The 12,550-nt window shown below is 54.7% G+C and carries 12 protein-coding genes; 2 read left to right on the top strand and 10 right to left on the bottom strand.

The window, feature by feature from the left end:
- Nucleotides 1-49 precede the first annotated feature (49 nt).
- Entirely contained in the window at nt 50-679 is a 630-nt protein-coding gene (locus ACQ3G7_RS09510) for an alanyl-tRNA editing protein (protein ID WP_430889645.1), read from the bottom strand.
- Between the two features lie 99 nt (nt 680-778).
- Between ACQ3G7_RS09510 and ACQ3G7_RS09505 the strand changes: the two genes are divergently transcribed.
- Nucleotides 779-1,678: a LysR family transcriptional regulator gene (locus tag ACQ3G7_RS09505; RefSeq protein ID WP_430889737.1), complete on the top strand. Its 900-nt coding sequence runs from the start codon at nt 779-781 to the stop codon at nt 1,676-1,678.
- Here ACQ3G7_RS09505 and rihC read toward each other — a convergent pair.
- From rihC to ribF, 6 genes are all read right to left on the bottom strand, one after another.
- Nucleotides 1,675-2,589: a ribonucleoside hydrolase RihC gene (gene rihC / locus ACQ3G7_RS09500; protein ID WP_430889644.1), complete on the bottom strand. Its 915-nt coding sequence runs from the start codon at nt 2,587-2,589 to the stop codon at nt 1,675-1,677. The genes ACQ3G7_RS09505 and rihC overlap by 4 nt on opposite strands.
- A gap of 74 nt (nt 2,590-2,663) precedes the next feature.
- The gene (ispH, locus tag ACQ3G7_RS09495) at nt 2,664-3,614 is read right to left on the bottom strand and encodes a 4-hydroxy-3-methylbut-2-enyl diphosphate reductase (protein WP_263098100.1); all 951 of its coding nucleotides are present in this window, start codon (nt 3,612-3,614) and stop codon (nt 2,664-2,666) included.
- Entirely contained in the window at nt 3,615-4,064 is a 450-nt protein-coding gene (fkpB, locus tag ACQ3G7_RS09490) for an FKBP-type peptidyl-prolyl cis-trans isomerase (protein ID WP_263098101.1), read from the bottom strand. It abuts the gene before it with no gap.
- Between the two features lie 108 nt (nt 4,065-4,172).
- A complete protein-coding gene (gene lspA / locus ACQ3G7_RS09485) occupies nt 4,173-4,673 on the bottom strand; it encodes a signal peptidase II (protein WP_061497802.1) in 501 nt (166 codons plus the stop codon).
- Nucleotides 4,673-7,489, bottom strand: coding sequence for an isoleucine--tRNA ligase (gene ileS, locus ACQ3G7_RS09480; protein WP_430889643.1), 2,817 nt, complete (start codon nt 7,487-7,489; stop codon nt 4,673-4,675). The genes lspA and ileS overlap by 1 nt, the downstream gene beginning before the upstream one ends.
- Nucleotides 7,490-7,534: 45 nt before the next feature.
- Entirely contained in the window at nt 7,535-8,476 is a 942-nt protein-coding gene (gene ribF / locus ACQ3G7_RS09475) for a bifunctional riboflavin kinase/FAD synthetase (protein ID WP_430889642.1), read from the bottom strand.
- Between the two features lie 327 nt (nt 8,477-8,803).
- Between ribF and rpsT the strand changes: the two genes are divergently transcribed.
- Nucleotides 8,804-9,067 carry a 30S ribosomal protein S20 gene (gene rpsT, locus ACQ3G7_RS09470; protein ID WP_061497808.1) on the top strand — a complete coding sequence of 88 codons (264 nt, stop codon included), beginning with the start codon at nt 8,804-8,806 and terminating at the stop codon, nt 9,065-9,067.
- A gap of 48 nt (nt 9,068-9,115) precedes the next feature.
- Here rpsT and nhaR read toward each other — a convergent pair whose 3' ends face one another.
- The 3 genes from nhaR to dnaJ form a co-directional block, all read right to left on the bottom strand.
- Nucleotides 9,116-10,018, bottom strand: coding sequence for a transcriptional activator NhaR (gene nhaR, locus ACQ3G7_RS09465; protein WP_430889641.1), 903 nt, complete (start codon nt 10,016-10,018; stop codon nt 9,116-9,118).
- 30 nt (nt 10,019-10,048) lie between these two features.
- A complete protein-coding gene (gene nhaA / locus ACQ3G7_RS09460) occupies nt 10,049-11,212 on the bottom strand; it encodes a Na+/H+ antiporter NhaA (protein WP_430889640.1) in 1,164 nt (387 codons plus the stop codon).
- Between the two features lie 165 nt (nt 11,213-11,377).
- On the bottom strand, nt 11,378-12,520 hold the full coding sequence (dnaJ, locus tag ACQ3G7_RS09455; protein ID WP_061497814.1) for a molecular chaperone DnaJ: 1,143 nt from the start codon (nt 12,518-12,520) through the stop codon (nt 11,378-11,380).
- Nucleotides 12,521-12,550 lie beyond the last annotated feature (30 nt).

The raw sequence follows: 12,550 nt of genomic DNA, 5'->3' as shown, positions 1-12,550 counted from the left end.
AATATCAGTAAAAGGCATGATACGACGAAGCAGACTCAGACGTTATGGCTTATTGCACCGTGTAACTGACGATAAGCTGACCTTTTTTCATTTTGACGCTACCGATCACTACCGAACCCAGTTCAGCCAGCGAAGAGACATGCGTACCGCCGCAACCATAGGCCGGGAGATCGCCAAAGCGCACCTTGCGACGCCCATCCTCAAAGGCAATATGACGGGGCAATGCCGCAGACTGCCAACCCGCAATGAGTGCATCCAGCATTGGGATCTCCGGTTCGCGGGCATTCTCCCCGGCAGCGAAGGTGATGCGCCCTTCCCCCGGCCAATGGTGCGCTTTTACCGGCCGCCAGCCATACTGCTCTCCGGCATAACCCATCACATGCCCGGCGGAATGCAGACGCGCATGCAGTGCACGACACACAGCATCGACTTGTAGTCTGACCTCATTTGCCGCCAAAGGCTGCGCCAGAATATGCACAACATCGTCGCCTTGTTGCAAAACAGACTCAACCGGGATCCCGGCGATCCATCCCTTATCAGCGGGCTGACCGCCGCCCTGTGGATGAAAAACCGTTTTATCGAGCACAATCGCATAGCGCCCATCGGCCTGTTGATCGCAGCGTAGCACCAGTGCGGTGCACTCCAGCATATCGCTGGTGTAATAAAGACGTTCAGTCATGGGGTGTCCTCCTCTAAAGAGGCAGAGTATATTCAATTCACCGATAGCGATAATTGCATCGCCATTCAATGCACCTTTGCCTGGTACGCACAAATGAATCTGAATCTGAGTCTGCTTCCGGATCTTGCGACGTTTGTCTGCATCGTTGATCAGGGCAGTTTTTCCGCGGCGGCTCGCCTGTCTGGCGCGACACCCTCGGCAATCAGCCGTAGCGTTACGCGACTGGAACGTGAGTTAGGCAATAAGCTGTTGCACCGCACCACCCGCAAACTGGCGCTCAGCGCCACAGGAAAAATGGTGTATGACCATGCCGTGGAGATGATGGATGCCGCACGCCAGGCCATAGATTCTGGCAGCAGTATGCAGAGCATCGCGCAGGGTAAGTTGACCGTCAGCGTTCCCAAAGCCATTGGCCGTTTTGTTATTCACCCGTTGATGCCTGAATTTCTCCAGCGCTACCCGCAAGTGGATATCTGTTTGCGGCTTGAGGACCGCTATATGGATCTGATCGATGACGGCGTCGATCTGGCGCTGCGCATAACCCATTCCCCCTCCCCCGGACTTTATGGCAGAACGCTGATGCCGGTGACGCACATTATCTGCGCGACACCGGAATACTTGCGCCAGCATGGTACGCCAACCCACCCGCAGGCATTGCGCGAACATAGCTGTATCAGCCTTGGCGAGACGCCGGCGGATTCACGCTGGAAATTCTGTCGCGGCGACAATATAGAAACAATCCAGACCCGGGGACGTTATGCCGCAAATCACACCGGCGTGCGACTGGATGCCGTTAAGCAGCATCTTGGTATTGGCAGCCTGCCGCTGTTTACCGCCCGCGAATCACTCGATAGCGGCGAGATTGTGCAACTCCTGCCGGAATGGGAATTCATCAGCAGCTATACCGGAGAACTCTGGCTACTGTGGACACGTAACAAACATATGCCCGCCCGCATGCGGGCAATGATCGATTACCTGAGTGAAAAAATGGCCTCTTAGGGTGCCAGCGCCAGCACTTCCGCCACCCAGTGGCGAAAACCGTTTATGTCGATATCCAGCGCTACCCGTGCGTTTGGCGGTTGCTTAAGCTTGCCGTCGAGATCCACCACGGTGGTCCCTGCGGTATAACTCCCCTGGGTTTCGACTGCCACAAAGCAGGATTTCAGCGTAAACAACTCAGGCCGAACCAGGCAGGCAATCGCACAGAGATCATGCATCCGCAACCCGGTTGTCATGCTGCCGCTGCGGTAGTGGCTAAACAGCGCGTGCAGCATGTTACCCGTGCGGTTTAGCGTGGGCAGCGTCGCCAGAAACTCGGGGGTTAATGTCGCCCGGTTGGTAACGTCCAGCCCACACATCACAATATCCAGACCGCTATTAAACACGCGGGCGGCGGCTTCCGGATCGACAGCAATATTAAATTCAGCGTTCGGGGTAAAATTGCCGCGCCCGGCGGAACCGCCCATCATCACCAGTCGGCGGATATTGAACTGGCACTCCGGGTAGTGCGACAACAACAAGGCAATGTTGGTCAGCGGGCCGATGGTGACCAGCGTTACCGGTTCCGGCGATGCCAGTAGCACGTCGCGGATCGCCTGAAACGCCGGTTTCGCCAGCGGCTGACGCTGGTGTTCCACAAAGTCGTAGCCATCCATTCCGGACTCGCCGTGGACATCGGCTGCACTGTGAAGAGGTCGCAGTAAAGGTGTTGCAGCCCCCTGCGCCAGCGGAATGTCGGCCTGCCAGAAATTCAGTAGTTGCAGCGCATTGCGGGTGGTTTTCTCCAGAGAAACGTTACCGGCAACGGTGGTGATTAACCTGAGATCGCACTGTGGCGCAAACAAAGCCGCGGCAAGGGCAACAGCATCATCAATACCGGGATCGGTGTCGAGAATGATCGGCTGACGCATAACACCTCCACAAAATTATCAAAAAAAATGCCAGACTGAGTCTGGCATCTTCGCATAAGGCACGGGTAAAAACGTTATTCGACTTCGCGAACATCCACGCGCAGCTCTTTTGGCACTTCGAAAACAATATTCTCTTCACGCCCTTCCAGCGGAATGGCCTCGCCACCGCCCAGCTCCTGCAAGCGGGCAATCACGTTCTGTACCAGAATGTCCGGTGCAGATGCCCCGGCGGTGACGCCAACGCAGGTGATCTCTTTCACCCAGGCTTCCTGAATATCTGACGCATCATCGATCAGATAGGCTTTTTTGCCCATACGCTGCGCCAGTTCAGCAAGGCGGTTAGAGTTGGAGGAGTTTTTCGAGCCGACAACCAGCACCACTTCCGCCCGCTCAGCCAGCGCACGCACGGCTTCCTGACGGTTGGTGGTGGCATAGCAGATATCGTCTTTACGCGGGCCGACAATCTGCGGGAAACGCTCACGCAGCGCATCAATCACATCGGAAGTGTCATCGACTGAAAGCGTGGTCTGCGTCATAAACGACAGCTTACCCGCGTCTTTGATGTTCAGCGTTCCGACATCTTCCGGCGATTCCACCAGATACATGCCCCCTTCAGGGTTACTGTACTGGCCCATGGTGCCTTCCACTTCCGGATGCCCCGCGTGGCCAATCAGAATCGCCTCTTCGCCGCGTCGGCTGGCGCGGGCAACTTCCATATGCACTTTGGTGACCAGTGGACAGGTTGCATCGAAGACGGTCAGATCGCGACTTTTGGCTTCATTACGCACCGCCTGGGAAACCCCATGGGCGGAGAAAATGAGGATCGCGCCATCCGGCACTTCGCTGATCTGCTCAATAAAAATAGCGCCACGCTCGCGCAGGCTATCAACGACATAGCGGTTATGCACCACTTCATGGCGCACGTAAATCGGCGCGCCGTAGATGGCCAGCGCGTTTTCAACAATGCTGATAGCGCGGTCAACTCCGGCGCAAAAACCGCGCGGGTTAGCCAACAGGATCTGCATTTATGCCTCCAGCGCTGGATCGACTTCCAGCACATCGATATCAAAATGGACGGTTCTGCCCGCCAGCGGGTGGTTAAAATCAACGGTAATGGAGTCGCCGTTGACTTCACGGATCACGCCGGGCATTTCACTTCCGTCCATCGCAGTAAAAAGCATAATCGCACCGACTTCAGGTTCTCCGGCGTCCATAAACTCGCGACGGGAGAAGTACTGGATCAGGTCCGGGCTCGGCGTACCGAATGCGGCGTCTGGCTCGAGAGAAAACTCTTTTTTCTCCCCGGCTTTCAGACCCAGCAGATGTTGTTCCAGTCCTTCGGATAGTGAACCGTCGCCAAGGCGAAACAGCGCCGGTTTACCGTTATTGCGGGTTGACTCGGCAAGAGAGCCATCTTCAAGCTTCAGCGTAAAGTGCACCAGCACTGCGCTATCGCTTTGTACGGATTTAGACATGCAGGTTGCTCTTATATTTTTAGCCGTGGTACTGCCCGGTTGCATTTTGATAGCCGGATGGCGCGACGCTTATCCGGCCCACAACCGGGCCTACACGACTTTGACGGCTTACGCCTGTTTCTTCGTTGCCGCAGAAGGTAAGAAACCTTCCAGCACAATCAACGCCGCACCGATACAAATAGCGGTATCAGCAAGGTTAAACGTAGCAAAATGCCAGTCGCCCATATAGAAATCGATCATATCGACGACAAAACCATGCCACAGACGGTCGAACAGGTTACCCAGCGCACCACCGATAATCAGCGCATAAGCGATGTTATTCAGTTTCTGCGAGGCTTTCGCCCGGTACATCAGCACTGCCAGCACCACACAGATACCTATAGCGATACCCGCAAAGAACCAGCGCTGCCAGCCACCGCTGTCCGCCAGAAAACTGAATGCGGCGCCATAATTACGCGCATAGTGCAGATTAAGCGACGGGAACAGAGAAACCGTATCCCCCAGAGCAAAGTTCTGGAGGATCAGGTACTTACTGCCCAGATCGATAATCAGCACAACCACGACCAGCCACAGCCAGCGCAGCCCTGTTGAAAGGATCGGTTTACTCATCAGGCAAACTTACGTTTTTCGCCGTTACCGGCGACGTTGCTGACACAGCGTCCACAGATATCTGCGTGTTCCGCCACCTGACCGACATCGGTAGTGTAATGCCAGCAACGCGGGCATTTCTCACCTTCGGCTTTGCTTAACTCGACCTTCAGCCCTTTGAGCACATCGCTCTGCCAGGCGTCCGCAGAAGCCGTTGCATAATCCGCAACTTTCGCCCCCGAGGTCAACAGGACAAATCGCAATTCATCCCCCAGCGCCGTCAGCTTCGCCGCCAGCTCAGGTTCGGCAAACAGCGTTACCGCCGCTTCCAGAGAACCACCGACTTTCTTGTCTGCACGCGCCTGTTCAATCACCTTGTTCACTTCACCGCGGACTTTCAGCAGCTCGTCCCAGAAGGTATCGTTCATGGTTTCGGTTTCAGCAAGACCAAACAGGCCTTCGTACCACTCACCAGTGAAAACATACTTCTCACGATCGCCCGGCAGGTAACCCCAGATTTCATCTGCGGTGAAGGACATGATCGGCGCCATCCAGCGCACCAGTGCCTCGCTGATATGATACAGCGCAGTCTGGCAGCTACGACGCGCAACGCTGTCTGCTTTTGCGGTGTACTGACGGTCTTTGATGATGTCGAGGTAGAACGAGCCCATCTCGATGGAGCAGAAGCGCATCAGACGCTGTACCACTTCATGGAAGTCGTAGGATTCGTAGGCTTTCAGGATATCTTCCTGCGCCGCTTGCGCGCAGCCAACGGCCCAACGATCCAGAACCACCATCTCTTCCGGTTGCACCATATCTTTCACCGGATCGAAACCGTTCAGGTTCGCCAGCAGGAAGCGTGCGGTGTTACGGATACGACGATAGCTGTCGGCAGCACGTTTGAGGATTTCGTCCGACACCGCCATTTCGCCGGTATAGTCGGTCGACGCCACCCACAGACGTAAAATATCTGCACCCAGCTTGTTCATCACATCCTGCGGCGACACGGTGTTGCCGATGGACTTGGACATTTTGCGGCCCTGGCCATCAACGGTGAAGCCGTGGGTCAGCACCTGGCGGTATGGCGCTTTGCCTTTCATCGCCGTGGAGATCATCAGTGAAGACATAAACCAGCCGCGATGCTGATCCGACCCTTCAAGATACATATCCGCAGCATGACCGGCGAATTCCGGGCGCACATCCACAACAGAAGCATGGGTTGAACCGGAGTCAAACCAGACGTCCAGCGTGTCCGGCACTTTCACATAATTGTCGGCATCGTCACCCAGGATGTCACGAGGATCGAGATCCCACCATGCCTGGATACCGTCCGCTTCAACGCGTTTAGCGACGGCTTCAATCAGCTCTTCAGTACGCGGATGCAGCTCTTCGGTGTCTTTGTGAACAAACAGCGACATCGGCACGCCCCAGGTACGCTGACGCGAAATACACCAGTCAGGGCGGTTAGCGACCATGGATTCGATACGCGCCTGGCCCCAGTCCGGGATCCACTGTACACCTTTGATCTCTTTGAGAGACTGCGCACGCAGGCCTTTCTGATCCATGCTGACGAACCACTGCGGCGTCGCGCGGAAGATGATCGGCGACTTGTGACGCCAGCAGCACGGATAGCTGTGCTGCAATTTTTCGACATGCAGCAGTGCGCCGCTGTCACGCAGCATATTGACGATGATGTCGTTGGCTTTAAAGACGTTGATGCCATCCAGCCCAGGATAAGTCCCGGCCAGATATGCGCCATCCGGGCCGACCGGGTTAGCGATTTCCAGACCGTATTTCAGGCTGATAGTGTAGTCATCCGGGCCATGGCCACCGGCGGTATGCACCGCACCGGTACCCGCATCCAGCGTAACGTGATCGCCGAGGATTGCCGGTACGTCAAAATCGAGGAACGGATGTTTAAAGCGCATCAGTTCCAGTTCAGAACCTTTCACGGTGCCCAGAACAGCGTAGTCTGCAGCGCCGATGCGTTTTGCGACGCTCTCAACCAGATCTTTCGCCAGGATCAGCGCCTGACCGTCAATCTGCACCAGCGCATAGTCAAACTCCGGAGAAACGGAAATTGCACGGTTGGCCGGAAGCGTCCATGGGGTGGTGGTCCAGATAACCAGTGAAACCGGGCCATTTACCGACGATACGCCGAATTTGGCTTTTACCGCAGCCTGATCGACCGCGTGGAATGCGACATCAATGGACGGGGAGGTTTTGTCGTAATACTCCACTTCCGCTTCCGCCAGCGCAGAGCGGCAGTCCACACACCAGTGCACCGGCTTGGCACCTTTATGCAGGTGACCATTACCGATGATTTTACCCAGCGCACGGATGATGTTGGCTTCGGTTTTGAAATCCATGGTCAGGTACGGGTGCGACCAGTCGCCCAGCACGCCAAGACGGATAAAGTCAGCGCGTTGACCGTCAACCTGCGTGGCCGCATATTCGCGACATTTGGCGCGGAACTCAGCAGCGGTGAACTTCTCGCCCGGTTTCCCGAACTCCTGCTCCACTTTCAGCTCGATCGGCAGACCGTGGCAGTCCCAGCCCGGAACGTAAGGCGAGTCATAGCCTGTGAGTCCTTTGGACTTCACAATAATGTCTTTCAGAATCTTGTTAACCGAGTGACCAATATGAATGCTGCCATTCGCATAAGGAGGGCCATCATGCAGAATGAAGGTTTTTTTGCCTTTTTTCGCTGCACGGATGATGCCGTACAGGTCATCATCAGTCCAACGCGCCAGCATCCCCGGTTCGCGTTTGGCGAGATCGCCACGCATCGGGAACCCTGTTTCCGGCAAATTCAGGGTAGATTTATAGTCACTCATCAGATTCTCGGTTCCGTATTTCGGTTTGATTAATACCACCAGGCCTTAAGAAGCCGGTTTAGATAGCCCAAAAAACTCGCGGGCCGCTACCTCATCTCGGGCGATTTGCGCTTTCAGTTCATCGAGGGAGGCAAATCGCTGCTCATTGCGTATTTTTTTACGCAGTACTACATCTATATGGCGCCCGTAGAGGTCCATTACAACATTCAGCAAATGCACTTCCAGTTGCTGACGTACACCAGAGACTGTCGGGCGAGTGCCGATATTGGCAACGCCGGGAAGGACAGTATCGCCCAGTCCAGCCACTTCCACCGCATACACCCCTTTAACCGGGGAGACCTGACGACGCAGCGGTAAATTCGCCGTCGGAAAACCTATCGTCCGCCCCAACTCATCGCCGTGCACCACACGCCCGGAGATGCTAAAGGGATGGCCCAGTAACTTTTCAGCTTGTTCGAGGTTATCGTCGGCCAGCGCCTGGCGCACCGCCGTGCTGCTTACGCGAGCGCCGCCTTCACAAAAGGTTTGTGTGCTGATGACGTCAAAGCCGTACTTCTCGCCCGCTTTCTGTAATAACAAGAAATCCCCCTGGCGACCAGCGCCAAAACGGAAATCATCACCGACAGCGAGAAATTTCACGCCAAGACGATCGACAAGCAGATTGCTGACAAACGTTTGTGCGGTCAGCGCCGCAAAACGCCGATCGAAACGCACACACAGCACATATTCCACGCCGCATTCAGCCAGCCAGCGCAGCTTTTCCCGCAAACGCGTTAAGCGTGCAGGCGCTTTTTCTCCGGCGAACAGTTCCAGCGGTTGGGGTTCAAAAATCATCACCACCACCGGTAGCCCACGAGCGCGGCCTTCTTCGCCAAGCCCTTGTAATAACGCCTGATGGCCACGGTGTACGCCATCGAAATTACCAATAGTCAGCACACACCCGTGCGGTGCCTGGCTGAGATTATGTATGCCGCGTATCAGCTTCATGTCTGGCTCAAAACAGTGAAAATCGTCGGATTATACCTTGTACAGCGTGCGACGTTAACCGACGATTGCCTTAACAAAGCAGAAAGGAGAAGGATTTCATCAGGCTGTGTCCTGCAGGTATGAAAATCTGGCCTTGATAGCGATTTTTCTGGTGGAAAAGCTGTATTCGCGACACGCAAGCTGTTAGAATCCTGCGCCATCACTACGTAACGTAGCGTCGTGCATTAACGGCGCTTATTTGCACAAATCCATTGACAAAAGAAGGCTAAAAGGGCATATTCCCCGGCCTTTGAATTGTCCATATAGATCATATTTGGGAGTTGGACCTTGGCTAATATCAAATCAGCTAAGAAGCGCGCCGTTCAGTCTGAAAAGGCTCGCAAGCACAACGCTAGCCGTCGCTCAATGATGCGTACTTTCATCAAGAAAGTGTACGCTGCAATTGAAGCTGGCGACAAAGCCGCTGCGCAGAATGCATTTAACGAAATGCAACCGATCGTGGATCGTCAGGCCGCTAAAGGTCTGATCCACAAAAACAAAGCAGCGCGTCATAAGGCTAACCTGGCCGCGCAGATCAGCAAACTGGCTTAATCGCCCGCTTGTTGGCTTTGTGAAAAAACCCGCCTCTGGCGGGTTTTTTTATTGCTGTAACGGTGGTGAGAAAAGCCCTGAGTAATCACGGTTACAAATGCGCTGCACCGCCGGATGCTGGATCATCCGTTCAGCGAAAATCGCGTGATACTCCTCCATCACGTTATCCACCCGCCCTATCTCCACCATGCGCTCGTCCGCGTAAAAGTCGTGAACATACAGCGATGGTGCAACAAAAATGGCATTATGCGCCGCGCCGAACGCCTTCATTAACGCGGCATCGTCAAACTCTCCGAGGATCTCTACCTGTAGCCCCTGAACGTTAAACCAGTTCAACAATTTGCGTCCGAGCATGGAGCGTCGGCCAGGTATCAATAAACGACGCTCTTCCAGGCAAGCCGGAAACGGTTTTTGCGGCGGCGGGTTACAGCACCAAAAACTGACGCTGCATTCGCCAATCTTCACGGAAAACAATCCCTCTTGTTGTGTGGAATCAATCGGGCAGTCAGAGATGATCATATCAAGCTTGTGCTGGCTTAATTGCTCAAGCAGCAGCTCGTGGGTGGACTCAAAACAGCGCAGATGGATTTGTTCCCCCTCCTGCACTGCGGCGTCCAGCACCCCACTTACCAGCCGTTTGGAGAGCGCATCGGCGACCCCCACATCAAAGAGCAGGTTGGACTCTTTGCGGTAGTTAATGGTATCCAGCATTTCCTGACTCAGGGTGAACATTTTATCCGCATAGCGAAACACCAATTCACCCAGCTCCGTCGGCTCCAGTCCCCGGCCCTTACGTTTAAAGAGCTTGCCTTGTAACCGCTCTTCCAGCGCTTTGATCTGTCCGGTGATGGTTTGCGGCGTCAGCCAGAGCGTCTCCGCCGCGCCAACGACGGAGCCTTCACGATAAACATGCCAGAAATAATACAAGTGATTGTAATTAATATAAGACATCAATGATTCACTCCCTGCCGATGCCAGGCATTAAGGGCGGGCAATACGCGTACGCAACAAGCAATAACCGAGTATTGCCGAGATGACCGAACCGGTGAGGATGCCCAGTTTACTCCAGGCAATCATCTCTGCATGTGCATCTCCGAAGGCCAGTGAAGAGATAAAGATAGACATGGTAAAGCCGATACCGCACAGCACGCCCACGGCCATAATTTGTTTGAATACCGCGCCTTGCGGCAGCCTCGCCAGTTTTGCGCGTAGCGCCAGCCAGCAGAAAATAGAGATACCGAGCGGCTTACCGATAACCAGACCAGCGATAATCCCCAGAGGCAACACATCAGCCAGCCCGGAGAGCGACATGCCGTTCATGGATACACCGGCATTGGCGAAGGCAAACAACGGCAGAATCAGCCAGGCCACCCACGGGTTAATCGCGTCCACCAGTTGATGTAACGGCGAAACGCCATTCTCTTCGCGCAGAGGAACAAAAAAGCCGACGACAACACCCGCGAGGGTTGCATGCACACCGGATTTCAATACCGCCGTCCACAGTACAACACCGACCAGCATGTAGAGACCAATACGCCGGACATTCAGGGCATTCATGATGGCCAGCACGACGATCGCGGCGGCGGCCACTCCCAGCGCCATGGTGGAGAGATCGCTGGTGTAGAACAGCGCAATGATGATAATTGCCCCGAGGTCATCGATGATGGCCAGCGCCATCAGAAACACTTTCAGCACGGGCGGAACACGGTTCCCCAACAGGGCAAGCACGCCGAGGGCAAATGCAATGTCTGTGGCTGTAGGAATTGCCCAGCCGTGGCTCGCCAGCGGATTGTGAAAATTAAACAGCAAAAAGATCAGCGCGGGTGCAACCATGCCGCCAAGTGCGGCGATAACGGGGAAAACCGCCTGCTGACGGCTGGCAAGTGTGCCTTCAACCAGCTCGTATTTCACTTCCAGGCCGACCATCAGGAAAAAGACCGCCATCAACGCGTCGTTGATCCACAGCAGCATGTCTTTTTTGATCTCCAGCGATCCGACTTTCAGCTCGACAGGCGTTTGCAAAAAAGAACCGTATAAATCCTGCGTCACCCCGAGGTTGGCGCACAACATCGCCAGCGCAGCCGCAATGATAAGAACAATGCCGCCGGAGGCGTCACTGTTAAAAAAACGTTGTAATAACTTCATCTTATTCTCCCGATCCCTGTAACGTCGTGGCGGCTATCTTACGCTCGTCAACTCTTCGCTAAAAACAGATTATTATTGCTTATAGATTCCTTTTTTCCGAGCAATGAGAAAGCACAAAAAAAAGCCCGGCAAAAGCCGGGCCTGATGATGTCTGGTGAGATCGGCTTAACGCGTCAAATCATCAAAGAATTTTTTCACACCGTCGAAGAAGCTTTTAGAACGCGGGCTATTATGTTCACCCGTCGGACCGCCAAAGCTATCTTGCAGATCTTTCAACAGTTGTTTCTGTTTCTCATTCAGACCGACTGGCGTTTCTACAACGACACGACACAGTAAATCGCCCTGCGCGCCGCCGCGTACAGACTTCACGCCTTTGGCACGCATACGGAACAGTTTGCCCGTTTGGGTTTCGCTTGGCACTTTCAGCTTCACGCGACCGTCCAGCGTCGGAACCTCAATCTCGCCGCCCAGCGCCGCCATCGCAAAATTGATCGGCACTTCGCAGTACAGGTTGTTACCTTCACGCTCGAAAATCGGGTGCTGTTTCACCTGCACCTGAACGTACAAGTCACCTGCTGGCGCACCGTGCTCACCCGCTTCGCCTTCACCGCTCAAACGGATGCGATCGCCGGTATCAACACCTGCCGGGATTTTAACGGACAGGGTTTTGGATTTTTCTACGCGACCATGACCGTGGCACTTGTTGCACGGATCTTTGATCAGCGTACCGCGCCCCTGGCAATGCGGACAGGTTTGCTGCACAGCAAAGAAGCCCTGACGCATCTGCACCTGACCGGAACCATGACAGGTCGGGCAGGTCTGCGGCTGCGTACCTGCTTTGGCGCCGCTACCATGACAAACATCGCACTCTTCCAGCGTCGGAATGCGGATCTCTTTAGTGACGCCGCGAACCGCTTCTTCCAGCGTTAAGTCCATGTTATAGCGCAGGTCAGCACCACGTGCCGCGCGCTGGCGACCACGGCCACCACCGAAGATGTCGCCGAACACATCACCGAAAATATCGCTGAAATCCGCGCCGCCGCCAAAACCGCCGCCGCCGAATCCACCGCCGCCACCGCCCTGCTCAAATGCCGCATGGCCATACTGATCGTAAGCCGCACGTTTTTGGGCATCGGTCAGGATTTCGTAGGCTTCTTTGATCTCTTTAAATTTGGCTTCGGCCTCTTTATCGCCCTGATTGCGGTCCGGGTGATATTTCATGGCCAGGCGTTTGTACGCCTTTTTGATTTCACGCTCTTCCGCTGTTTTCGGAACGCCTAAAATCTCGTAATAATCTTGCTTCGCCATCGGTTTATCTGCCCCTTAACATACGAGCAC

Origin of the sequence: Kosakonia sp. N21 (assembly GCF_050587465.1) — a bacterium.
Lineage (GTDB): Bacteria > Pseudomonadota > Gammaproteobacteria > Enterobacterales > Enterobacteriaceae.
The sequence above is the reverse complement of the archived record's forward strand: the minus strand, read 5'-3'. Positions and strand labels throughout refer to the sequence as shown.

Coding starts and splice junctions, on each gene's coding strand:
- ispH (WP_263098100.1), bottom strand. CDS start 3,614: ATGCAGATCCTGTTGGCTAACCCGCGCGGTTTTTGCGCCGGAGTTGAC.
- ACQ3G7_RS09510 (WP_430889645.1), bottom strand. CDS start 679: ATGACTGAACGTCTTTATTACACCAGCGATATGCTGGAGTGCACCGCA.
- nhaA (WP_430889640.1), bottom strand. CDS start 11,212: ATGAAGTTATTACAACGTTTTTTTAACAGTGACGCCTCCGGCGGCATT.
- ribF (WP_430889642.1), bottom strand. CDS start 8,476: ATGAAGCTGATACGCGGCATACATAATCTCAGCCAGGCACCGCACGGG.
- lspA (WP_061497802.1), bottom strand. CDS start 4,673: ATGAGTAAACCGATCCTTTCAACAGGGCTGCGCTGGCTGTGGCTGGTC.
- nhaR (WP_430889641.1), bottom strand. CDS start 10,018: ATGTCTTATATTAATTACAATCACTTGTATTATTTCTGGCATGTTTAT.
- rihC (WP_430889644.1), bottom strand. CDS start 2,589: ATGCGTCAGCCGATCATTCTCGACACCGATCCCGGTATTGATGATGCT.
- fkpB (WP_263098101.1), bottom strand. CDS start 4,064: ATGTCTAAATCCGTACAAAGCGATAGCGCAGTGCTGGTGCACTTTACG.
- dnaJ (WP_061497814.1), bottom strand. CDS start 12,520: ATGGCGAAGCAAGATTATTACGAGATTTTAGGCGTTCCGAAAACAGCG.
- ileS (WP_430889643.1), bottom strand. CDS start 7,489: ATGAGTGACTATAAATCTACCCTGAATTTGCCGGAAACAGGGTTCCCG.